The organism is Bacteroides sp. D22, from assembly GCF_000163675.1.
In the GTDB taxonomy this organism is placed as follows: domain Bacteria; phylum Bacteroidota; class Bacteroidia; order Bacteroidales; family Bacteroidaceae; genus Bacteroides; species Bacteroides xylanisolvens.
In genome coordinates, this window is record NZ_GG774799.1 from 143,225 (window position 1) to 167,259 (window position 24,035).

The 24,035-nt window shown below is 42.8% G+C and carries 14 protein-coding genes and 3 pseudogenes; 7 read left to right on the forward strand and 10 right to left on the reverse strand.

Going from position 1 to position 24,035, the window contains the following annotated elements; genetic code table 11:
* Positions 1-334 precede the first annotated feature (334 nt).
* From HMPREF0106_RS18725 to HMPREF0106_RS0124395, 4 genes are all read right to left on the reverse strand, one after another.
* A complete protein-coding gene (locus HMPREF0106_RS18725) occupies positions 335-937 on the reverse strand; it encodes a DUF4923 family protein (protein ID WP_009039257.1) in 603 nt (200 codons plus the stop codon).
* An 82-nt stretch (positions 938-1,019) separates the two neighbouring features.
* A complete protein-coding gene (locus HMPREF0106_RS18720) occupies positions 1,020-1,733 on the reverse strand; it encodes a LytR/AlgR family response regulator transcription factor (protein ID WP_009039258.1) in 714 nt (237 codons plus the stop codon).
* Positions 1,705-2,919, reverse strand: coding sequence for a sensor histidine kinase (locus HMPREF0106_RS25380; protein WP_009039259.1), 1,215 nt, complete (start codon positions 2,917-2,919; stop codon positions 1,705-1,707). The genes HMPREF0106_RS18720 and HMPREF0106_RS25380 overlap by 29 nt, the downstream gene beginning before the upstream one ends.
* 25 nt (positions 2,920-2,944) lie before the next feature.
* Positions 2,945-3,478, reverse strand: a complete 534-nt coding sequence (locus HMPREF0106_RS0124395) for a hypothetical protein (RefSeq protein ID WP_009039260.1) — start codon at positions 3,476-3,478, stop codon at positions 2,945-2,947.
* A 213-nt stretch (positions 3,479-3,691) separates the two neighbouring features.
* On the opposite strand from HMPREF0106_RS0124395, the gene HMPREF0106_RS18715 reads away from it, so the two are divergent.
* Genes HMPREF0106_RS18715 through HMPREF0106_RS18695 form a run of 5 tightly spaced genes read left to right on the forward strand, consistent with a single transcriptional unit; the run spans position 3,692 to position 9,057 of the window.
* Positions 3,692-4,480: a polyphosphate polymerase domain-containing protein gene (locus HMPREF0106_RS18715; RefSeq protein ID WP_009039261.1), complete on the forward strand. Its 789-nt coding sequence runs from the start codon at positions 3,692-3,694 to the stop codon at positions 4,478-4,480.
* Positions 4,481-4,493: 13 nt separating this feature from the next.
* Positions 4,494-5,156 (forward strand): DUF4956 domain-containing protein, encoded by a 663-nt coding sequence (locus tag HMPREF0106_RS18710; protein ID WP_032851074.1) that lies wholly within the window; start codon positions 4,494-4,496, stop codon positions 5,154-5,156.
* Positions 5,156-5,881 (forward strand): DUF2490 domain-containing protein, encoded by a 726-nt coding sequence (locus tag HMPREF0106_RS18705; RefSeq protein ID WP_009039263.1) that lies wholly within the window; start codon positions 5,156-5,158, stop codon positions 5,879-5,881. Before HMPREF0106_RS18710 ends, HMPREF0106_RS18705 begins: the two co-directional genes overlap by 1 nt.
* Before the next feature lie 46 nt (positions 5,882-5,927).
* Entirely contained in the window at positions 5,928-7,835 is a 1,908-nt protein-coding gene (locus tag HMPREF0106_RS25720) for a carbohydrate-binding domain-containing protein (RefSeq protein WP_157133790.1), read from the forward strand.
* Positions 7,717-9,057, forward strand: coding sequence for an Eco57I restriction-modification methylase domain-containing protein (locus tag HMPREF0106_RS18695; RefSeq protein WP_009039265.1), 1,341 nt, complete (start codon positions 7,717-7,719; stop codon positions 9,055-9,057). Before HMPREF0106_RS25720 ends, HMPREF0106_RS18695 begins: the two co-directional genes overlap by 119 nt.
* Positions 9,058-9,070: 13 nt before the next feature.
* On the opposite strand, the pseudogene HMPREF0106_RS18690 reads toward HMPREF0106_RS18695, so the two are convergent.
* The 5 genes and pseudogenes from HMPREF0106_RS18690 to HMPREF0106_RS18670 all read right to left on the reverse strand — a co-directional run.
* A pseudogene (locus HMPREF0106_RS18690) lies at positions 9,071-10,108 on the reverse strand (Eco57I restriction-modification methylase domain-containing protein); the annotation flags it as partial.
* A 29-nt stretch (positions 10,109-10,137) separates the two neighbouring features.
* Positions 10,138-13,299 (reverse strand): Eco57I restriction-modification methylase domain-containing protein, encoded by a 3,162-nt coding sequence (locus HMPREF0106_RS18685; RefSeq protein WP_009039267.1) that lies wholly within the window; start codon positions 13,297-13,299, stop codon positions 10,138-10,140.
* A gap of 12 nt (positions 13,300-13,311) precedes the next feature.
* Entirely contained in the window at positions 13,312-16,785 is a 3,474-nt protein-coding gene (locus HMPREF0106_RS18680; protein WP_009039268.1) for a helicase-related protein, read from the reverse strand.
* A gap of 32 nt (positions 16,786-16,817) precedes the next feature.
* Positions 16,818-17,522, reverse strand: a complete 705-nt coding sequence (locus HMPREF0106_RS18675) for a hypothetical protein (RefSeq protein WP_009039269.1) — start codon at positions 17,520-17,522, stop codon at positions 16,818-16,820.
* Between the two features lie 16 nt (positions 17,523-17,538).
* A complete protein-coding gene (locus HMPREF0106_RS18670; RefSeq protein ID WP_032851075.1) occupies positions 17,539-19,038 on the reverse strand; it encodes an ATP-binding protein in 1,500 nt (499 codons plus the stop codon).
* A 314-nt stretch (positions 19,039-19,352) separates the two neighbouring features.
* Between HMPREF0106_RS18670 and HMPREF0106_RS18665 the strand changes: the two are divergent.
* Together HMPREF0106_RS18665 and HMPREF0106_RS18660 are read left to right on the forward strand one after the other, a co-directional pair.
* Positions 19,353-20,197, forward strand: a pseudogene (locus HMPREF0106_RS18665) (phage integrase SAM-like domain-containing protein); the annotation flags it as partial.
* 451 nt (positions 20,198-20,648) lie between these two features.
* Entirely contained in the window at positions 20,649-22,838 is a 2,190-nt protein-coding gene (locus tag HMPREF0106_RS18660) for a nuclease-related domain-containing DEAD/DEAH box helicase (protein ID WP_009039271.1), read from the forward strand.
* Positions 22,839-23,636: 798 nt separating this feature from the next.
* Here the strand turns inward: HMPREF0106_RS18660 and HMPREF0106_RS25725 are convergent.
* Positions 23,637-23,813, reverse strand: a pseudogene (locus HMPREF0106_RS25725) (cation:proton antiporter regulatory subunit); the annotation flags it as partial.
* Positions 23,814-24,035 lie beyond the last annotated feature (222 nt).

The window sequence follows — 24,035 nt, forward strand, 5'->3', positions numbered from 1 at the left end:
TACCTGATTCATAGATATAATATAGAAGACACCGCCCACATCGAAATACGGGCGGTGTTTCGCGTGAATACCCTGTTATAGTTTATAAGAGTGCGTACAAAATACAATGTTTCCTATCAATAGAAAATATTACATAGCCTGTCAATCCGTTTGCAAAAGTACATATTTCATAACGAGATAGGTTTTATTTTCTTTCTCGTCTATAACGAGGATACTGGACACGCATTTTTTCTTGCCAATAGGTCCGCCTTTAGGGAGGCGTTGGAAATCCCGGGAACTGACATTTACAGTTGTTACGATTCACACACATCTCCCTGCAAATAAACCCAATTCATCACTTCTTCAGTTCGAAGCCCAGCCTTAACCCGTCATACGAGTCCGCGATGCTGTTGATCGTGGATGCCGTGGAATTGACTCTTGATGCTGTACTCGCGACGGTTTTCAGCACGGACATCAGTTTGTCCGCCTTGAAGACAAAGCTCATGCTCTCACCGGTGACGGTCACGTATGCCACGATCTTGATGCCGAGCTTTCCTTTCATCGTTACGGTCTTGGCGTCGCTGTCGAAAGTGTAGGTTCCACTGGAGGTCTTGCCCTTGATGGTGCACGAATAGGAGCCGTCTTCGCTAAAGGTATACTGACAACCGTCCATCCCTACCTTTTCGTATACCGCTTGTATTTTCTCTTCCACTTCCTTGGCGGCCACCTCTCCGCCGGCCTTTGCCAAAAGGTTGTCACTTTCGAACCGGCACTCCGGTCCGACATACGTCCATGTACCGATAATGGAGGATTCCGTGGTCGTTTTGTCGCCCACCACGCTTTTCAACACACCGCTCAACACTGATTTTAAGTCTTGCGCTCCGGCATTTCCGGCTGCCGCCGTCATAACTGCTGCCAGACACAAACATTTTACTAACCTGTTTCCTTTCAGTTTCATTTTCTTGTCAATTTAAGTTTCTATTATTTTTAGGATATAATCAAATATTTCCGCTATTTGTCATGCTCCTGTACACTTTTTCCTACTTGTCTAAGGAATGCAGTCGCAAGAACTCCATAAGCTGCTGCCTGTAACTGTCGCCTACTGGAATCCGTTCCTCTCCGATAACGATGCGCATGCGCTCTATCTCCTTCACCTTTCTTATGTTGACAATCCAAGAGCGATGCACCTGCAGGAAGCAGGGCGGGAGCTTCTCTTTTATCTGGGACATTGAAGTACTGACGATGACCGGCTTCTTCTCTTCGGTGTGTATCTTCACGTAATCCCTCATTCCCCGTATGTAGAGTATACCAGCAATACGAATGTTGACATACTTGTATCCGTCCTTGGCCAACAAATAGTCTTCATCGGACGTGGTTGCCATGCTGTTGGAAACTTTCGCCAGTTTCAGCAACCTGCCTGCCGCACGTTGAAAGTTCGTGAAATCAAAGGGCTTCAGTAGATAGTCTACGGCGGGGAAGCGGTAGCTTTCCACCGCGTATTCCGTGTGGGCGGTGGTAAAAACTACCATCGGCGGATCAGGCAGGGAAGAGACCATCTCCATGCCGTTCAGGTCGGGCATGTTGATATCCACGAACAAAGCGTCCACCCGCCGTTCCATCATCACCTGTACCGCTTCCATGGGGGAGTCGCACAGTGCCACAAGTTCAAGAAACGGTATTCTGCGGATATAGCTCTCCAATTTCTCCAGCGCTATCGGCTCGTCATCAACGGCCATGCATCGTATCTGTATCATATTCGCAAGGGATAATCAGTTTTACTTGATAGATCTTTTCTTCTTTTTCCGTGATGTCCAACGTGAAGCCGCTACCATAGAGCAGCTGCAACCTCTGTCGGAGGTTGGTAAGGCCTATACCTCCCGTGCAGCCGTCCTTCGGAGGACACCTGTGGATGCTGTTCGTGCAGTCGAGGTGGAGCGTATCCTTTTCCATATACAGCCGTATTTCCACGAAAGATGGGGTCTGGTAGCTTATGCCGTGCTTGAAGGCGTTCTCAATGATGCTGATGAACAGCAGGGGCGGAAGGAGGATACGCTCCCGGTTTCCCTCGGGCAGTTCGAGGCTGATGCGCACCTTCCGGCTGGAATAGCGCTTGCGCATCAGTTCTACGTAACCTGCGATGAAATCCATCTCCTTGTACAGCGGGGTGCGAGGTTTCGCCCCCTCGTAGAGCATGTAGCGCATGAGTCCCGACAATTCCATGATCATCACCTGCGCCTTGGCGGGGGCTATCTCTATCATCCCATGTATGTTGTTGAGTATGTTCATGAAAAAGTGCGGGTTGATTTGTGTCTTGAGATGTTCTAACTCGTGCTGCAGGTGTGCAGCTTCCAGTCTGCGTGCCTTCTCCTGCTCCTCTTGGTAGCGGAAAAAGAAGGCGATGGCCAAGTCGAAGCCCAGCATCAGGGCGGCGATCACGAAATCCAGCAACAAGGGCATGGGTATCTCTTCGTGTCCGGCGGGATGCGAAGGGCGCAAAGCGGGAATTTCCAGTTCACCGCCTGCGGTATTCTTCCCGCGTTCTGAGTCATCCCTGTTCGGAAAGGGTTTCCCACCGGGAGGCCGTCCGTGGGGCGGCACACGGTGTTCCTGGACGGATGACACGCGTGGCTTCTCTATGTCCGAATAGTAGCGGTAGAGTCCGAAAAGACAGAGCAGTCCTATCACGGAGAGGACATAGACCTGTACACGGTGATGCATGAACAGACAGCGCACCGGCAGGCGGTGGATCAGGAAGAGCAGGAAAAAGGGAAGTATGGCCGCCCAAGAGTGCAGGACACCGTCCCACGAAAAAGCACTACCCACCCTCACAGCTACCACCAGAGCAGTGGATACGGGATATCCCCACACCATCCCCCAGAGGATGACATAGACAAGCCACGCGTATGAACGGGAAGCCGGGATCTTCATTCTTACTGCCATTTATCCGTCTTTATACAAAGAACTGTCATTTCCTGTCCCTTCTGCCTTCCGGTACGGCCAGTCGCCGTTGCTCCGTCCAGCGGGCATACTGCTCGTCAGTAAGCACCTTCTTCAGTTTCTTCTCGCGCTTCTTGCGCTGTTTCTCCATCTTTTCCCTGTCGCCTGACGGTGCAAAATCGCGGGGAGGACGGCGGTCCATGCCTTCGGGCGGACGGTTCCCGTGCAATCCCTGTCTGAAGCCTCCGCCCCTCCCGAAGTCCGGTGCCCCTTCCGGCCTGCCGCCCGTGCGGGGCATTGCCGTTTTATTCTCCGCGTCTTCACGCGCCCATTTCAGGTTCAGCTTGTAGAGCTTGTCATACTGCTTCTTTGTAAGGTCAAGCAGCGAGTCCATGCGGTCGGTGGTATGCCGTGCCGACTTCTCGGGCGAGAGGGGCACGGGTTTATAATGTTTCTCCTGCCGGCCGGGCATGTCCTTGTCCACCTCCTGTGCCGTGACTGTGCCGCCGTAAACGAAGAGTACGGCACATACGACCATCCAAAACTGTCTTCTAATATCCATATGTCTGTAATTTAATTTTTTCGAAAGTAAAAATAGCGTGAAACATCAAAAACAGCAAAATTAAATCTGCCAAACCGTCGTTTTCCTCTGCCAAACGGCGTATATTCCGCCAGCATTTGCCGGCAATAAAGTCCCGTTGGCAGATTTTTTTTGTGCGCGTATGCCGATCCGTTTACCTTTGGATCCGTAAATTAATGGCCAAATATTAAAAATATGGACAGGATCAACAGCATATTGCAGGGATTTGCCCCCATCTCGCTAGATGAGATGTCACGGGTGCGCCTGATGAACCGTATCGACACGAAGTACGTCACGACCGTACCATATCTTGTCAGACTGCTGGAGATGGCCGGCGGGGAGTACAGTGTGCAACAGATCGGCGGGTTATGTGACATACCCTATTACACCTGCTATTTCGACACCCCCGACCGTGACATGTTCGCCCAGCACCAGAGAGGTCGCAAGGCACGGCAGAAGATTCGTCTGCGCGTGTACGAAAACTCGGGCACGGCGTTCCTGGAAATCAAGGATAAAGACAATCGTGGGCGTACGGACAAGAAACGCATTCCCTGGACCGGTACCGGTGAGGACATCATGCCGTATTCGGACTTCATCCGGACCCATTCGCATTACATGCCGGAAAGCCTTGCCCCCCAGGTGCGGAACCGTTTTCGCCGCATCACGCTGGTCAATCGTCTCCTGACCGAGCGTCTCACCATCGACACCGGACTATGCTTCTCCAACGTGTCCACCAGGTGCGGGTGCTCGTTGGAAGGACTTGTCATCATAGAGCTCAAACGCGACGGGAATACCCGCTCGCCCGCTGGGGAGATGCTGCACGCACTGCACATCCATCCGGCCGGATTCAGCAAGTACTGCGTGGGCATGGCGCTCACTGACCGGCAGCTCCAGCAGAACCGATTGAAGCCAAGGCTGCGGATGATACGCCGCCTGCTGTATCCTGCCTGCCGCACTAGTACAACAACAATACTTAACAGATAAACATAGAATGATTATGGACGAATTAGAATTTATGGATGTACCTTTGGTGGACATGGTTGATATGTGGCAGCTGTTGTTGCGCTTCGCGTTCAACACCCTTGTCACGTGGTGTATCATCCATTTCCTTTATTATCCCAAGAGCAGGCGCAGGGACTACTACTTCACGTTCATGCTCATCAGCGTGAGCGTCTTTTTCCTGATATTCCTGCTGGGAGGTGTCAAGCTCAAAATCGGATTTGCCCTGGGACTTTTCGCCATTTTCGGCATCATACGCTACCGTACCGAGTCGATGCCCGTACGTGAGATGACCTATCTGTTCGTGCTCATCGCCCTCTCGGTCATCAATGCGCTGGCCGTGACGCTCAGCTACGCCGAGTTGGTGGTCACGAACCTGATCTTTATCGTGTTCATACGCGTGTCCGAGGACAACCGATGGATCAGCCACGTCTCCTGCAAGCTGGTTCTCTATGACCGTATAGACCTTGTCCTGCCGAGTCGCAGGGCCGAACTGGTCGGGGACCTGCAACGGCGTACCGGACTCACGGTTGTCAGGGTTGAGGTCGGGGCGATGGATTTCCTGCACGATACGGCCATGTTAAGGGTCTACTATGCCGCCGATGGTGAGGATACCAATACGGTGGACCAGTTGATGAAATTACCTAAAACGACAGAATAATGAGAAAGGGAAGGATTATATTATTGCTAGCAGCCTTATGTATGGGTGCACCGGCCCTGCGGGCCCAGGGCCTGTGGACATCAGCCGGGATGAAATTCGGGTTGGCAAAGGGATTGTCGGGATACGTCGAGGGCGAGTTTCGCACGGCGGACGGGCTGGACGGGACAGAACGCTGGGCTGCCTCGGCGGGGCTGGACTACAAACTGTGGAGCTGGCTGAAGATGTCGGCGGGATACACATATATACACAAGCATGTCGAGAGCCGTATAACTAAGAAAGGAAATATCGTCTCCGATTACTGGCAGCCCCGCCACCGCGCATCTTTCGCCCTGACGGGCAGCTACTCGTGGAACCGATTCACCTTCTCCTTGCGTGAACGCTACCAATACACTTATCGTACGGAACAGACCGTGCCCAAGCGGGACGGTGACGACGGTTCGATGAAGGCGGACGAGTTGATCGAAGCATCGCACAAACATGTGTTGCGCTCGCGCCTGAAGGCAGAGTATAACATCCGTAAAAGCGGCTTCATACCCTTCGCCTCCTGCGAACTATATAACTCCCTGTCCGGCTTTGCGTACGAGAAAACGCGCTGGACGGTAGGTACGGACTACAAGTTCAACAAGCGCCATTCGGTAAGTGTGTTCTACCGCTACATAGACCAGAGCGATGACGATGACACGAACGGGCATGTCATAGGCGTAGGCTATTCGTTCAGGCTTTAATGTAAATAATGTAAATAAAGAAAATTATATGGTTATGAGACATAGTATGAAAAGAATGGCCGTACTTGTGACGGTAGCCCTCACGCTTGTCCTAGGGACAGTATTCTCGTCCTGCACGACGGACAACGACTTTGAGGAGCGGGAGATGGTTCCCGGGGACCTACCGGGTGGCGGTAATGGCAGCGATGACGGCGACGCGCCGAATTTCGACCCCACTATAATCGGCTGGGACGGACAGAAAGCGGACGATGCGGCAATGGATATCGCAGGGGCGGACGAGGATATTTATTGGGAAGCGAACGGGTTCGGCGATAACGGTGGCGTGACCGTTAATGTTGTCTACTCGGGAAGTTCGGCTACGGTGACTACTTCCGACACCTCTGTGGAATATTACACGGACGGGGCCTATGTTACCATCGACATGTTAACCTATTCGGTGAAGAATGTGGAGATCGTGGTTTCCGGAAAGAGCGATGATGGGCAGCTGAAAATCTACGGGGAAAAGAAGTTCAAGCTCACGCTCTCGGGCGTGGAACTTACCTCGGGCAAGGGACCCGCCATTAACGACCAGTGTAAGAAGCGTGCATTCGTACATCTGACGGAAGGCACGACCAACTGTCTGACCGACGCTGCGTCCTATTCGGAGGAGCCCCGTTATCTCAACGGGGGGAGTTCGGTAAGCGAGGACCGCAAGGGATGTTTCTTCAGCGAGGGCAACCTGATTTTCAGCGGTACAGGTGTGCTGGTAGTGGAAGGCAACTACAAGCACGGCATCGTCACCGATGGTTATCTCTACATGCGTCCCGGTGTTACGATTGCCGTAACGGGAGCAGCGAAGAACGCCATCCATGTCAAGGGTGATGAAGACGACAAGATCGGTGTATATATGGCTGGAGGTTTGATTTACGCCAACGTGTCGTCCACAGCGGGCAAGGGTATCAAGACCGATCTGGATGCCGAAATTGCCGGTGGGAGACTCCTGCTGAACACTTCCGGGAATGCAACTTACGATGCAGACGAGAAGGACACTTCCTCGTCCGCCGGCATCAAGACGGACGGCAATGTCATCATTTCCGGGGGGACACACACCCTGAAAAGTACCGGCACGGGCGGAAAGGGTATCAATGCTGACGGGGAGATCCACGTATCAGGCGGAGAGACGACCGTGACGACCACGGGCGGCAAGTATAACTACTCGCAGAGCCTGACTTCCTCGCCCAAGGGGGTAAAAACCGACGGCAATATTACCGTGAGCGGCGGCAAGCTGAATATCTCCGTTACGGGAGTAAGCGACGGTTCGGAGGGGCTGGAAAGTAAGGCGACACTGACCGTCACTGGCGGAGAGGTATACTCGTATGCCTATGACGACGCCATCAATGCCGCCTCGGCCATCAACATCAGCGGTGGAAAAGTCTATGCCTATGCAAGCAACAACGATGGTATCGACTCCAATGGTTCGCTGGTCATTTCCGGGGGACTGGTCATCGGCGTAGGGACATCCGCACCGGAGAGTGGTATAGACTGCGACAACAGCAACAGTTTCAGAATCAACGGCGGCACGGTCATCAGCCTGGGTGGAACCTTGCAATCCACTCCCTCCATATCCAGTACGCAGCGGTCGGTGGACTATAACGGAGTATCCGCTACAAAGGGATCGAAGATTTGCGTGTTGAACAGTTCGGAAACGCCAATTCTGACATTTGAGTTCCCCCGGACGATGAGCGGCGCGGCATTCTTCTTCAGTACGCCTGACATCGCCTCGGGAGCATCATACACCGTTTCTTCGGGCGGTTCGCTCGGCGATTACACAGACTCATGGAACGGATGGTACGGAGGTGGCACATGGTCAGGCGGTTCGCAGGTGGGGACCCTCAAAAGAGGGCTTCGATATTGTCATCGGCAATCCACCATATGTCGAAGCGAAAAAACTAAAGTACATCACAAGTATTCTTAAAGAAAAATTTGCAATATATTCAGGTACGGCAGATTTGAGCATATATTTTAATGAGTTGGGGGTGAATCTCCTTGCCGAGAAGGGAATAATATCATATATCACCACCAATAAATTCTTCAACACAGGCTATGGTGAGAAAGTTAGAAGACAACTTTCTTCACAACACATCAACATCATACTCAACTTCGAGCAAGTAGAGGTTTTTGAAAATGTTTTGGTGTCAAGTGTCATCTTTAATATTTCTAAGAGAAACAAGATACCCAAAAGCATCTTTACTTACGAGCAATTTTACAAACTTAAGTTTCAAGAGTTTAAGCGGCAATTTGTTGAACGGCAAAATATGTTTGGTGTCTATCCACAAGACTATCTCAATGAAAAAGAATGGTCTTTTTCTGATATGAGTCAGTTGATGTTGAAGGAGAAAATTGAAAAAAGTCATTTGATTTTGAAGGAAGTTAAGGGCGTGAAGATATATAGGGGAGTAACAACTGGCTATAATCCTGCATTTATCATATCGAATGAGCAACGTGATAAACTAATAGCAGAGGACATTAAGAACAAGCGAGTTATTAAGAATATGCTGCAGGGGCGTAATATCAGGAAGTGGTATTACAATGAAAGTGAAGATAATCTAATCTTTACTCGGAGAGGAACTGATATAGAGGACTTCCCATCTATAAAAACTCATTTGTTTGCCTTTTATAATAATCTTAAACCAAAAACGCCAGATGATAGTTCGGAAGGACGTAAACCTGGCACCTATAAATGGTTTGAAATTCTGGATAATACAGCATACTATCTTGAATTTGAAAAATCCGAAAAGATTATATGGGGGTTAACTGCTGATAAATGGGCATATGCACTAGATACAGAACAACATTATTTGCCGAGCAATGCTTATATTCTGACTTCTGAAACCATTTCCATAAGGTTTATTCTTGGATTGTTGAATAGTAAATTGTTACATTATTACTTTCGTTTTATTGGTGTGATGACAGCAGGTGGAGCATACACACTTAAAGCAGCAACAATAGAAGTACTTCCGATTGCAATAGGAACAAAAGAGCAGCAGAAAGAAATCGCATTAAAGGTAGAAAGCATCCTTAATGCTAAGGCAAAAAACAAACAAGTCGATGTTTCTTCTACAGAAAGCGAAATTGACCGTCTTGTATATAACCTTTACGGACTATCCGAGGACGAGATAAAAATAGTGGAAGGCTAAATGCCTTCCATTATTATTCTCCTGCCAACCTAAATTCCAATTCGTAATTCTTTATGAAGCCGGTTTCCTCCTGCGTCAATCCGTATAGCGGACAGATATAATCATCTATCTCATCAATGATTGCTTTGGAGCGTACAATCTTGTATTCCTTGAATGAATCAACATTATAGGTGGACTCTCCAGATGTTGTTCTGATATTAGCTTTAGCCTCTATATCAGAAAGATAACGAGAATATAACCCGTCAAGATACTCAATATCCTTAGTTGAAAGCTGCGGAATTGTGAAATTCTCTATTTCGTATGTCTTCCAATTCAAATTATCAGAAAAAATCTGATAGAACCAAAATGACAAATTGCTACTGAGTATGCATCCAACAGCATCTGCGATTTTGGAATTAGCAAAATAGATAGTTCGCTCAGCTGATGAACCGATACTATAATTTGTTACGACTTTGAAGTATCGCCCTCCTGCAAACCTGTATATGATTGGACTCCCTGAAGTCTTGATAAGAGACCCCAACCTTGTATAGTTGAAGAGTTTGTTTAAGATGGTTTTCTCTATTTCAGAACCTATCTTTGGAATACGACCATAAAGTGTTTGCCCTTTCACATCAACAAATTGTAAGTTATCAATAAGCTTTTGTAAATCAAACTCATTTCCTCTTCTGTGCATCTTTGTTGAGTAAAGATGCCGACAAGGTGTTTCTGTCTTTTTGAAAAGTAATATTGAAGTGTTTACGAAAGCGTTCTCAAAAACAGGCTTGGGGCGTACTGCATACGATGATATGTGTATGGTATCACAGTTTCCCATCAAAATACGGTGTACGCCTGTGAGGGAATCACTTGATGTCAAGGATATTGGTACTATATAAGCAAAACTTCCATTCTTCCTAAGCAGATTGTATCCCAATTCTATGAATAGTGTATATGTATCAAGAGAACCCTTCTGTAATCCTTGGATGCTATTTGCCGTCACATACGTATTCTTATAATACCTCTTTGTTTGGTTGTCGTATTTAGCACCGTATGGTGGATTGCCGATGACAATATCGAAGCCCTCTTTTGAGGGTCAACAATATGTCATTGATACAATGCTGTTACAAGTCCATTAAGTTGTTCTTCCAATTCGGAGTAATCAAGATTCTCTTCTCGACGATGTAGAATCTCTTTTGCAATTACGCCGATAGCGTTTTGTACTTCTCTTTGCGGAACAGGGATTGGAAGATTGCGAATGTGTTCTGGATATATGTGATAGTCACCGCCTCGTTGGTCTGCTAACAGCTGGTTAGCCATCGAGGAATTGAGAATGCCTAGCAAATAATACAGGTTAACCTCTCCAGACAGGATTTCCATTTTTGCACGGTTATGTTTGCAGAATTTCTTGATGCTTGAAGATATGCTCTTATTGCTAACATCTTTCAAGTCCTTCCAAAGAACTGCGCAGTAGATAGAGTGATTATGTAGAAAGTGTTCCTCTATGTCAATTGTTACGTTGATAGTTCCCAAACAATTCATAATAAGTTTTGGACAGTCATACAACTCACGAAAAGTCGGACGACTTAATTTGTTTGGGCAACGTTCTGTGTTCCATTCGAGATAACGCACACGTCGAACTTGGTATTTATCTATGTCTTTTGCTTCCAAATACTTTCTGCTATGTACATCATCAAAATGTAAACTAATCAAATCTTCTTTCTTGAAAGCACCTTTTTCAATGTTCTCATGGGCGTTAACCACCATACCTTTACTAATATAGCAGAAGTCGCCCAATATATTCATATTAACAAAGCGGTTTCCAGTTCTTTCCTCCTCTGTCAAGTTCCAAACATAATTTTTCTCGTCCTGCTTTAATGCCTTTGGAGATTTGCTTAACACTTCACGGATGGTCTTGTCCTCTAAGATTTTTGTGATACGAAGTTTACCCTCTGGTTGACTGTTCTGAATAAATGGAATGCAGTTACTCACTGTGGCATTCTCAAAAATCTTTGTACCGTTTAGGTCGGCTATCTCCAACAAATGATATTCTTCTGCAATCATCTTACGAAGTTTCTTACCGTACTTTTGATTTGTCAAGGGATATGGAACAATCATAGAGAATACTCCATTGGGGCATAGGAGTTGCATACCAAGTTCCATGAAAGGAACATACAAATCCCACTTCTCATTAAGCGATTTGTACTTCTTGCTTGCCACTATACGCTGCCGCTGTTCGTTCAATTCTGGTAATGCTATCTGTGTCGGCGCACTAATGTATGGTGGGTTACCAATGGTGATGTCGAAGCCGCCCCCATTTGAAGGTCGTGAGAAAACATCATGAAACCATGTATGCCAAAGGAAGAACTGACTGTTAGCAGACAAGTCCATATCTTCAAAATCGATATGAATACCTTGTTCAATGAGCTCCTGCTTTACAATATCTGCGATGTCCTTTCTCAACTGCGCCTTTTTGTCATGTTCAGGGCAAACATAGTATTCTGCGAGTTTGTCGCGTAGGTTCTTGCGATACACATCTAACATAGTGTCAAAGAGCGTAATGCTATGTTCACTACCAACCTTCTTTTCTGTCATCGTTGAAAGGTCAGCGCCCTTATATTGCTCCAGAAGGGAATTTCCCTGCATAATCTTGAAATCAAGGTTAGGCAGAGCCTCTGGTGACTTCTCGTCAACAATCAGTGAGAGCCAGAAACGCAGACGGGCTATATCCACAGCTCCACGTTCAATGTCAACTCCATAAATGTTGTTTTGAATGATGTGACGTTTGATGTTTGCGGCATTCTCTATGATGTTTGGCTCAATGGCAGAACGGCAGAAGAATAGTTCACGCAGTAATCCCATTGGAAAAGCACCAGATCCAATCGCAGGGTCACATATCTTCACATTGCATAGTTTCTGATCAATGTATTCCTTCAGTTCGCCCAGCAGGGATGCATCGTGAGTTGTCACAAACTGACGTATACATTCCTTATCCTCTTCCCTCATGTCTGTTTGCAGATATGCTATCAAACTTTCACGGCACATGTACTGCACAATCTCCTTCGGCGTATAGAATGCGCCCTTATCCTTGTTATCCTCCAGCAGGTTTTCAAAGATGCGTCCGAGCATTTCGGGGTCAACACCCACTTCTGCATCATTAGGGTCATTTTCATCGATGGTGAAGTTGTACTGCGAGAGCATTGTCAGCAAGCTATTAAAATAGCTGGCAGGAAAATGACTGGGCTTCTTGTCAAGGATGTCACGTTCAAACAGACCGCCGTTCAAATATGGAATACGACAGTTACGGAAACCTTCTACTTTTGTGTCGTAAAGGTCGCCCTGATCTGAACGGTTACGGTCTAAGCCTTCTGCAAACAAGTCTTCTAATATGTCATCAAGGAAGTTTTCCTTCTGACTTTCATTCGCATTCTTGAAAATATTCAGCATGAAATCACGATCGCCTTCGCCCCATTCCTTGCCTGCAGGAACGCCAAGCCAGCCTTTTTTCTGGAGGAAGTGCAGGAACACGATGCGTCCAAGAAGTTTCTTTACATAATCACGAATGGGTTTTTCCTCACGGTCACGAATTTTGTCGGCTGTCATACCCGTATGGTCAAAGTCTGTATCAATGAAGTGCTGACGCATTCCGTTGGCAGGGGCAACCATGTAATTGACAAAATCTTCATATTGAGCCTTGTACTTCCCGAAGAACTCTTTAGAAAGAGCTTCAACGTTGAATGCATTTTCGATGTCTTTAATTTCAAGAGAATTCCTTTTGTCATATAGAGCCATGAAGTTGTCAGTTGCCGTGCGGCATGACTGACCTGGCCCCAGCAGGAACGTATAACGTTTGCTGTCGGTAGTTTCTTCTTTGTTACCGCTCTTTCGACAATAAGTGAAACGCCAATCCCAACGAGTATCATCCTCGTAATGGAACAGCATGAAGGCACAAGAGAACTGATCCATGACAGCACGGATGAGCCGTTGAATGTTCACACGGTTACGCTCCATCATAACCCGGTCGTTGACTGTCACGTCGAAAATTTGCAAAGGTTCAACGCCAACATACATCATTCCAACTTGCTTGATGCTGCGTATTCCCGTTGCTTCTGCCAGTTGTCTTCGTTCGGGCAGACTCTCCAAAAGCTCTGTTTCAAAACCATCCTCAAAGTCTTCTTCACCGAAAATGGGAAAAATAACATTGTTGAGGAACGAACTCCAGCCTTGATATCGGCTGTTTAAATATTCTTTTAATGACTCTTTATTCATGGGGTTGTTTGTTTACTTGATGGTTCCTAATACAATAGATGCTTCGCCTTGTTTACTTTCCACATGGGCTACGAGTTTGCCGATTTCTCGCTCCAGAATCTCGTCAATATCTTGTTGCTCTATGGCAAAAAGACGTGAATCCCGCTCTTCTAATTCTTGACCAATAGCCAATACTTTTTTGATAATATCAAAACTTCCTCGGTCAATAAATTTACGAGCATTTTTCAGCAAAATCTTGGATTGTGGTGATAAACCAAGTATGTTGTTAATTTTCACTAGTATTTCTTTTGCAACCGTAGCCTTGTCACCAGCCCTTGACTTGTTGATGCGGACAAAGTATTGGTTATAAGTCTTTATGGCTTCTGCCGAAAGCTGTTGCCAGTTATCTGGTAATGAAACACGTTTGGCCTTTTCTTCCACACGCATATCTTCAAGCAATTCAAGCAAAGAAATTATTTTGGAGTTATACAAACCCTCGGCTTCTGTACGTATTCTAATTGCAAGCCTTGCAGAGTGTGGTGCTTTTACTATGAAATATGCCGTTCCACTTGCAGCCTGTGCTATCTGCCAGTCTTCATTAGCTTGTTCTATTTGCAGATAACGTTCAGGGTGAGTATCCTTGTATTGTTTTAGTTCATATACATACTTCTGCAAAGGTGATTCCTCACCGTCAACGGCTTTGGCAATATCGTAATGTACCACACTTTCCTCTTCCGAGAAAATCTTACTGTCTTCACCGAATAGGACGTGGAAGGATTGCAACTTGGTATGTGCCTTGCGAACCAACTGAATCTGCGCATCGCCTTCTGCACTTGGCATGAAGTTATAGACATAGACAAAAGGCTCTTTACTGCCGATACGATTTACACGACCTATGCGCTGCATCAGGCGAGTGGAGTTCCAAGGAGTATCATAGTTCAGAATAACATTGGCACGGTGGAGGTTCACACCTTCTGCCAAGACCTCTGTTGTAATGATAACATTGTAGTCATCCTTCCAGACACCTTCGTAATTGGCATCAAAATTTTCCTCAATCGTATGTTCCATCTCATCACGATTGGCAGCAGTAATGACAAGTGCCTTATAGCCCTTTGCCTTTACCGCTCTCGCAAGCGATTGTACCGTGTCTATAGCTTCCGAGAAGATAACTAATTTTCCAGAGGTATTCTTTTGTGGATTAAACAATTCTGGTTTGATATTCTCTTTGAAAGCATCAAATTTCGGGTCTTGCGGGTTTTTCGCCCATCGATCATAGAGATTAGAAATGAGTCGGAAGTCTTCTTTCAGTTGAATATAGTATTCTTCCTTGAAATTTTTGCGCTTATATTCTGCATTCTGTCCCTTCTCGTTACGTCCTTGTTCCGTTAACTTCGTTATCTTGGATCTAATGTCTTCTACACAATCATTAAACGAAACACGTTTACCACGTTTCAATGTCTTGGCTTCATAGTCAAGTTCTTTGTTCACATCAATTTGCGGACAAACGAAAATTGTGTCGTTTTCCCACATTTTAATCATATTCTCGGTATAACGACGCAAATTCAGCAATGACTGGGTGAAAGCCGTAAATGAACTTTCAAGACGCTTTACAAGAAGAATCTGCATAATGGTTGCGAGCTGTTTTGCTACATCACTAACACTACGGTTTCCTCTACCTTTATATTTATTTTCGTTGGCAAAATCAGTAAAATATTCAATAGCACGATAACGGAAATATCTTAGCCACTCATCAGTCTTTAACTTATCTTCCGCAGTAGGAGCAATAATTGTCATGGTATCAGAGAAGAGTTGTGCCAACTCGTTGTCCATGATGTATTCAAGGTTGTTAGGCCCAATTATTTTCGGAAAGACCAAACCTTGTGATTTTATATCGTTTTCGTAATACTTCTCAACGTCAGTCCTTGTTCGGCGTTCCAAAATATCACTTAGCACGCAGTCACGCAGTCTCTTTGATACGGCATCCAAGCGTTGGCGGCGCTCATCTGTTGGTATGTCGTTGCTTCTATCTATCAGCAATTCATATTCTCGGTTGACATCAGCAAAGAACCTTTCGATATTACCACTTTCAGCCTTCTTCAATGTACTGTCATTGTGGTTTCTCTCAAAAAGGTAAATCTGATTCTTCAAGTCGTTTGGTCGGTTGTTCTGCGGTGTGGCAGAAAGAAGACCCACATATGGATATATCCCTGTATTAGAACAAATCTTCTGTATCAGTTCATCAAGAGACTGGTACATCAATGTGGTACTGTTGCGGAACTTATGGCTTTCGTCAATCACAATAAAGCCATAATTCTTTTCTTGGAGTGTTCCACCAAAATCGCCAGAATCGCGGCTGTCGTCATCGTCATCTTCGAAGCTCTCATCTTCGGCAACATTTACGATGCGTCCAGTTGTAATGAAGTCAATGTATGGCGTAATTTTCTCGTCAGAATCTTTGTCGAACATGGCTATAGTTTTCTTCCAACCCGATTGAATGGCGGGAGGAGTAATGACCAATACTTTACGTTCTCGTCCATCGTCTTCTGGTACGGACAAGAAACGCTTGATGATGAGCGTACCGATAATCGTCTTGCCAAGTCCCACCACGTCTGCCAACATAAAGCCACCATGTTCGTGCATAATGCTGATACACCTCTTTACAGCTTCTATTTGATATTCCAGTTTGTGGATGTTCGCTGGCAGATAAGTTTCTATCTGTTGTCCGAGTGATTTGTCTACAATGTCACCAAACTTAATTTGTAGCAATTTGATATATAGTTCGTATGGAGTGAATAATTGTTGTTCACTTTCGCGTTCTTTTTCAACGTCATCTGTTATAGGTGCAGATTTAAGGATTTGTTCTAAGAATTGTTTGTTCCAAGGTTCAGATATTTCCCATTTTTCATTAAACCATATCAAATGAGATTTATTACCTGGTATTTTATCAAGCGATAACACTTGATTTGGAGCAGTTTCAATATAGTTTAATTCTGCGTTACCTTGTAATCCTTTTTGTGTAAAATTTGTACTTCCCACGATGCCAATACCAATGCCGTTTGACTTTCCATCAAAGATGTAACACTTAGAATGTAAAAATTGAGTTTCGTCATTTTCATTTTTTCGAAACACACGAATCTGAATCTTTGAATCATTGTTTTCCGTACAATAATCAAGAAGCAGACGTATAGCATCTTTATATTCCTCAGTAACATTAAGTTCGTGGATATCAGTCTTTATGAAGTCCAGTGGATAATTTGCATCTTTATATTTAGGTGACTTTAATTGATTTGCGTATATATAAGGGTCTTTACCTATAAGTAAACGAAGTGTTGTTCCGTCTTTTTCAATGAAAGACCTCAAATTTTCTTGTAGTATAGCTAAACCGGGAATATCCCAATAACCAGTGGCAATACTGACTGTTTTAATGCCATCAATGGCTAAGCATTTTCTCAATGTTGCTGTCATTGAAAGTGCTTCTATGGAATTATCTATAAGTGTATTATTCATTTTAATTCTATTCTATGGTTTGAAAACATACGCTAATTACATTCTTTCTCCCTTCTCTCTTTTACTCTTTCCCATCCCGGCATCTTTTTAGCCAATACACTTTCTCCTGCAGGAAAGTAAAGCGGAAAGACTTGAGATAAGAAACTTACAATATCACTACGTTTCTTGCCCATGTTGAAAAAGGTGGAACAAACAAAATACATAAGATCTTGCTGACTACATGTATCTTTGAGTTGAATGGTTATTGAGGGAGTGATTATCAAACCGTGTTCTGCAAATGCGCAAGCACTGGCAAGAATCGCTTTCTGTTCTTCCTCAGTGAACATCTTGATTTTATCTGCTAACCATTCAAGTTCTCTTTGCTGAAGTACTTGTTGCTTTTCATTCTGATGTTCCAATAGGATTGCTATATTTTCTTGTTGCTTTTCGGTCAAGGCATTTTCCAATGCTTGATTCTTTCGTTTAAGGACGTTGAATTTTAGCAATGCAGCAATGTACATACAAAAATAACCTACTGCAACATCAAATATCAGAACAAGCAGATAATTGCTGTTTGAATTTTTGGTATTCTCAGCCATATACTCACTGATAGGAATCACGGCAAATAGCATGATGATAGCTATTGCATAAAGCACTCTGTATCGCGTTTTGTGGCTTATTTGCGGCAAGGAAGCAAACAAAAAGGCGATAATCAAAACGGCAATTATTGCACTGAATGGTATGAAAGATGTTCCCATAGGTTTATTGTTCGGTTTATGGTTTAACAATTATGCGCCAATAACCTGCCTTGTCAGAACCTTCATGGATGAGAATGCCTCTATCTCGAAGATTCTTTATCTGTTTCTTGACACCATCCAAAGAAATCCCCAATTCATTTGCCATTTTCTCACGAGTTATCATCGGGTTAGATATAACCATATCTATAATACGTTGAGCTGTTCTACCAACAGGCTTATTGGCACTTCGTTTTACAGGGTACTTTTCGAGGGTACTATTTCCGTTTACAGGGTACTTTTTCTCCGAACTTTCTTCGTTTACAGGGTACTTTTCGAGGGTGCTATTTACCCTGTTGGCTACTTCTTCAACAGGTATTCTTCCGTTTTCATTCCAATTCAGATTATAGAAAGTGGTGTAGAAAGAGGTCGCTTCCGTTTGATATTGTGGTTCTTTTCCTTGCAGGAAATTAGGCAGTTTCTCCGTAAGTTCCCTCATTTTGCGTAAGCCGGAGCCACGTTTCTCCATATAGTCCAACTGTGTGAACATGTCTGCAATGACGGGGTTACGGCGCATGGACGGCACTTTGTATATATCTCGGTCTTGAATCTGCGTACCGTCAAGCATTGCGCCCGGTGATACTAGTTCTACTCGGTCATCGTAAATGTCGATATGTACTTCACCGCCCATTACGGTGTAATCCCGATGGATAAGGTGGTTTACCAATCCTTCGAAGATGGCACGGTCGGAATAGTCGGGTAGGTTAAGGCGATAGTTTGGCATCTTCACCCAGCCGCTCATGGTATAGTTCTTGATGAAGTCCATGCCGTATTTTAGTAATAACACGAGGTTAGCCCGATGTTCTACGGAACTGATGGCATCATCTTTATAGAGTCCAGTCCAACGAGTACAGAAAATACGTGATTGAAATACGGTGCAATTATCCACAAACAGCAATCCGGCATTGGTCAGTTTACCGTCTGGCGTGACCAGTCCGAATGATTCCAAATATTTGTCATTCCATTCCTGATGGGTTTGCTCACGGAAGGTATTGGCAAGGATGATGAAAGAATGTTTGCTGGCATCCACTTGGGTAGGCAATGAATCCCATGTCATGTGTGTGCCTTTCAACACTAATGAAAGAAGTTGTTGCGAATTGCACTCCACGCTTTCATTGCCAACTCGTACATATGCGGTACGTGTTCCATCTTGATAGTAATAATAAGGTGTAAGTGTTCCAGCTTTTACTTTCACTTCAAGTAAAGTATGTACTTCGTGCTCTATCGGAATAAGTTGAACTTCCGGTACAGGGTCAAGTCGTGCCTTTATCATTTCACTGATAAAATCAGCATCGGCTTGTGGATTCTCCAAACCAACAACTTCTCCGTCATCGTTCACTCCATAGAACAAACTGCCGCCATCCGTATTGGCAAAAGCCGATACCGATTTAAGCCATGACTTCACTTTCTTACGTTCCAACATTTCTTTGAAATCGTAAGCTGAGCATTCCGCTATCAATGTATTGGTATGTATCTGCATAGTTTCCTTATTGTTGTTTGGGTATAATCTCCCAATATGATGTACAAACATACGAAAAATTTCAGGAATAAATGAATAAAAAGGGAGAAATGGCACTGAATGGCTTATTAATAAAGTGTTTGCGGTGACAGACGAAGCCACGGAGAAAAAGGTAAAACGCAAAGAAAAGTGGAATATAGAAGCAGTTAGGTTTTCAAATCATTGCCCGCCCGAAGGTCAGTTTTAACAGTTACCGTGACGATTGCTCCGCCTCGTTTAGGTTTGTCTATCAAGCTCTAACTCGTTGATTATTAGTTTTGCAATAGAAAACGAGTATGAGCAGAAGTACATTCAAGGTGCTGTTCTATGCGAATGGCAGCAAAGAGAAAAAAGGAATTGTCTCTATCATAGGAAGGGTAACAATTAATGGAACTGTATCGCAGTTCAGTTGCAATGTAACATCTCGAAAGAACTTTGGGATGCTAAAGGGAACAAGGCTAAAGGGAAAAGCAAGGAAGCCAGAGAGATTAATTTTGTCTTGGATAATATCAAGGCACAAATCATCAAGTACTACTAGTGCATATCCGACCGTGAAGCGTATATAACCGCAGAAATGGGCAATGTCTATCAAGGTATGGGTAGCTAGTATGAAACACTGCTCAAAACCTTCGATAAAGATTGCACCAACTTCATGAAACGGGCGGGTAAAGACTGTACCATTAGAACGTATAAGGTAATGCTAAGGGTAAGAAATTATGTCGCAGCTTTCACCAAGGCATTCTATAAGCGAAATGATATGGCCATGTTGGAACTTACGCCTGACTTTATCAAGGAGTTTGCTGCTTATCTTACAACCAAACATAATTTGAAGAACGCCACGATATGGCTCAACTATATGTGGCTGAAAAGTGTGGTGATGCGTGCGCATTATAACGGGCTGATACCGAGAAATCCGTTTGCAGAGTTCCATATCAGTCCGAACGTAAAATAACGTGAGTATCTGACAGAAGATGAGATAAAGGTCATCATGACACATGAATTTGAAAATCCGTCGCTTGCATTTGTTCGAGACTTATTCGTGTTCACCTGCTTCACTGCACTCAGTTTCGTGGATATGAAGGAACTGACAACGGATGAAATCATAGAGGTGAACGGTGAGAAATGGATAGTTGGCAAGCGACAATGAACGGCTTTTGCATAAGTGTGGGAATCAAGCCTGTAAAACTCTACATTCGGTTTTGGAAGTACAACGATGGGGTAGATGGACTTCCTGATTGGTGTATCATTCTTGGGTATTGCAGATTTACTAAAAAACAAGACCAAGAATTGCAGGGGCTTATGCGGTTCTTCAAAGAGTATGCACTAAGATATGGGTATAGATATATTGGGATTGAGGATAATCCGCAATTTAATCGAACTTTAGAATTTCAGTGCATTCAATCTGTCATATATCAAGCATATTTTATTGCCGAAATACAGAAAAAATAGCAAACTACGAATAAAGGAGAAGGGTATGCTTGCTCTTTTCCTTTATTCGTAGTTTTAAATAGAATAAAATACTGTCTATATGCTTGATTTTTATTAATTTTGTAATTAGGTTGATTGTTACATAAACAGTATTTTAAGATACAATGGCTATATTTTATCCTTCAATAGAGAAGATTCAAGAATTTAAAGTAAAGCCTACTATAGGCGAAATGACCTTACTATATTTCTTGAAGAATGTCTTAGACGATTCGTTTGAGGTATATTTTAACCCATTTCTTAATGGAGACCGCCCAGATGTCCTTATCATGAGGAAGGATTACGGTGTTATGATTATCGAAGTAAAAGATTGGAATCTTCATAACTTTAAATTAGATAACAGAAAAAAATGGATATATATTCCTAATGGAGCTGTTATTAAATCACCTATTGACCAAGTATTAAAGTATAAAAATAATCTCTATGATTTACATGTAGATAAACTCTTGGAAAAAAAGATTTGTGACTTCCGCCACTTCAATATTGTTTCGTGTGCAGTTTATTTTCATTGTGCAAGCCAAATTCAGCTTGAGAATATGTTGATTATCCCCTTTAAGGATGATAAGAAATATCAAACATTCTTGAAATACAATGTCGATTTATTAGGATACGATTGTTTAGAAGAGGAACTCTTTAATAAATTATTAAAAAGACGTTACATGGTAGCCGGGAATCCATCATTCCTTTTTAAAGATGATATCTATCAAAATTTCAAGCGACTCCTTTCACCATCAGTCCACCTTAAATCTCAAGGTGAAATATATCGGTATTCATTGAAACAGCGTGACATTATATATTCTACAACGTTGGAACAGCGTGTCAAAGGGGTGTTTGGTTCTGGCAAGACAACTATATTAGCTGCCCGAGCTGTGCAAGCATATAAACGTGCATTGGAGAGAAATGATAATCCACGTATTCTAATTTTAACTTTTAATATTACATTAAAGAATTTTATTCATGATAAATTGATGAGAGTCGATGAAACATTTCCAATAGAGAATTTTATCATTATTAACTACCATTCTTTTATTAATGCTGAATTGAATAATCTTAATATTGAATTTGACATTCCTGATGATATTCCAAAAGAAAGAATACCATCATATTTGGACGAAAATTATTACTCAAATATATCACTATTTGACAAACACAAAAATAATATCGTAAAATACGATGCTGTATTTATTGATGAAATCCAAGATTATCATCGCCCATGGATGGATATTATCAAAAATTTCTTTCGTGATTCTCAAGGAGACTATGTACTTTTTGGGGACGTAAAGCAAAATATATATAGTCAACCAACAGAAAAAAAGGATGTTGTAACAAATATTCGTGGTGTTAATGAACTAAAATATTGTTATCGTTCAGATTTTAAGGTAAGAGACCTAGCCCAATCCTTTCAATGTAATATTTTTGGAGATAAATATGATATTGATGATTTCAATGAAAATAAAGCAATTGGTTCTCTTGATTTTACGATAGATAAAGAAGGCTATGTTAATTACATGTACTTATCAAATGATAATTCTGTACCTGCATTGTACAATATTATTCGAGGTAACATTTTAAATAAAACCAATAATATCTCACCTAATGATATAACAATATTGGGATATACAACCAAAATGTTAATAATGTTTGATTGTTATTACCGCTATGCCAGTCGTGAAAGAAGCAACAGTATGCTGGAAACTATAGAAGTAATGTATATGACACATCTAAACTTCCTCGGGAAAGACTTTGGACGATTTGCTTGGTTTAGTAATATTACTACTCATTTGAGTAAAAAAATGTTTCCAAAGCGAACGCAACTTTACGACAATGACATCATTAAATTGCGGCAGCATATAGCGAAACTGTTTACTATATACGATCTTTACCAACAATATCCTGAAACTTTTAAGGAAAGGCTAAAGGAAGAGTGTAATACCTGTGGCATTTCTATAGAAGCATATTTGGCTTTTAGAAAACACTATGATAATGACCTGTCTTTATTTAAAACGGATGTGTATAACTATAATTATAAGAATATCCGCGAAAATAAAAAACTTCATTTCTGGATGAATAGTGGTACAATTAAAATCTCAACTATAAACTCGTTCAAAGGTTGGGAAAGTGAAGTTGTGTTTCTTATTATTGAACCTAAATACGAAAATGAAACAACATTTAATATGGCGTTTGATGAACTACTATACACTGGTCTAACGAGGTGTAGAAAAAATCTTGTAGTGATAAACTTTGGAAATTTCCAATACGACAGCAAGATACGCCCATTGATTGAAAAAATTAAATAGTATTGAAAGAACAGATACTATACTAAAATGGGATAAACCTTATTGAAATAAATATGTATTTTGTTGTTTCCGAGAAAAGATGTATCTTTGCTCCTGTCGAGAGATACATTGAAAGTAATGCCAAGCAGAGTGCAGCAATAAGCACTATTGTTAACTCGTTACCTCAAAATTGGGAATTTTTCCCAAAGCCTTTATAATAAGGTGATAAGTAATTTATTTCAGAATTACGGAAAAAGTGTGTGTCGTTTCAATAGAATAAAGAAAATCATTTTTTAGAGGGAATATCTAAAAACACTTTTATAAAAAATTGCTTTGGTAAAATATTCTTGTAAGAATGGTATGTGAGCTAAAAACTCAATTATTTAAGTATATAGCAATGCTGTTTATTTTCAATAATTATCTTTGCAAACAAGATAGTTTTCTGTTCTTTTTTGATTTTTATGCGTTTACATCACGTTGTTTATGAATAAAAATCGTACTTTTGCAGTCAAGAGCTGTGGTTGCTTATGGATGCTTATTTTCGGATTTGCGATATAATTGCAACACGTGTACGCAAGTTGCTCATACTGAGATAATGTTGATTTTGAGGAAGTGAAGTAAAGATCGCTGAATATACAATAAATCAAAATAAGAGAGCTGTAGATTAAATGTTTACAGCTCTCTTTTGTTTTATATGTAATGTGATTTATTTGACCCCGGACTTTATTACAGTATGTGGTATTAGAAACATCGAAGCTATTTTATTAAGCATGCTTTCTTGTTTTTATACTTTTCCGTTTTGTAAGTAGCCAATTCCAATTACGTCAGATACAGTATTTCTCTAATCTTCTCGCGGTTACCCACAATCCAAACGAGATCTCCTAATTGGAAAGCCGTATTTTTATCCAGAGGGATCAATTCATTATTCCGTTCAATAGCCACAACGATACCGTCGTACTTTTCTCCCAAATGAGACTGTGCAATGGTTTTATTTAGTCGCCCCTTAGAATGTGCTTTTACGCCTAATAATCAACATATTAATATATAAATTGCTTTGATATATCTGCAAGTTTTTGTATCTTTATGGTTGAAAACTTGCAGATTATTATGATAAACAAGACCACCCCTCAGCCCTCCTTGTTCAGCTCTTTGACAGACCAGCTGAATCCCAGGCATCCCTTATACCTGCTTGCCAATAAGATAGACTGGCGCCGTTTT

Excerpts from the sequence above, each read along its gene's own strand:
- HMPREF0106_RS18725 (WP_009039257.1), bottom strand. The coding sequence starts at position 937 with ATGAAACTGAAAGGAAACAGGTTAGTAAAATGTTTGTGTCTGGCAGCA.
- HMPREF0106_RS18720 (WP_009039258.1), bottom strand. The coding sequence starts at position 1,733 with ATGATACAGATACGATGCATGGCCGTTGATGACGAGCCGATAGCGCTG.
- HMPREF0106_RS25380 (WP_009039259.1), bottom strand. The coding sequence starts at position 2,919 with ATGGCAGTAAGAATGAAGATCCCGGCTTCCCGTTCATACGCGTGGCTT.
- HMPREF0106_RS0124395 (WP_009039260.1), bottom strand. The coding sequence starts at position 3,478 with ATGGATATTAGAAGACAGTTTTGGATGGTCGTATGTGCCGTACTCTTC.
- HMPREF0106_RS18715 (WP_009039261.1), top strand. The coding sequence starts at position 3,692 with ATGGACAGGATCAACAGCATATTGCAGGGATTTGCCCCCATCTCGCTA.
- HMPREF0106_RS18710 (WP_032851074.1), top strand. The coding sequence starts at position 4,494 with ATGGACGAATTAGAATTTATGGATGTACCTTTGGTGGACATGGTTGAT.
- HMPREF0106_RS18705 (WP_009039263.1), top strand. The coding sequence starts at position 5,156 with ATGAGAAAGGGAAGGATTATATTATTGCTAGCAGCCTTATGTATGGGT.
- HMPREF0106_RS25720 (WP_157133790.1), top strand. The coding sequence starts at position 5,928 with ATGAAAAGAATGGCCGTACTTGTGACGGTAGCCCTCACGCTTGTCCTA.
- HMPREF0106_RS18685 (WP_009039267.1), bottom strand. The coding sequence starts at position 13,299 with ATGAATAAAGAGTCATTAAAAGAATATTTAAACAGCCGATATCAAGGC.
- HMPREF0106_RS18680 (WP_009039268.1), bottom strand. The coding sequence starts at position 16,785 with ATGAATAATACACTTATAGATAATTCCATAGAAGCACTTTCAATGACA.
- HMPREF0106_RS18675 (WP_009039269.1), bottom strand. The coding sequence starts at position 17,522 with ATGGGAACATCTTTCATACCATTCAGTGCAATAATTGCCGTTTTGATT.
- HMPREF0106_RS18670 (WP_032851075.1), bottom strand. The coding sequence starts at position 19,038 with ATGCAGATACATACCAATACATTGATAGCGGAATGCTCAGCTTACGAT.
- HMPREF0106_RS18660 (WP_009039271.1), top strand. The coding sequence starts at position 20,649 with ATGGCTATATTTTATCCTTCAATAGAGAAGATTCAAGAATTTAAAGTA.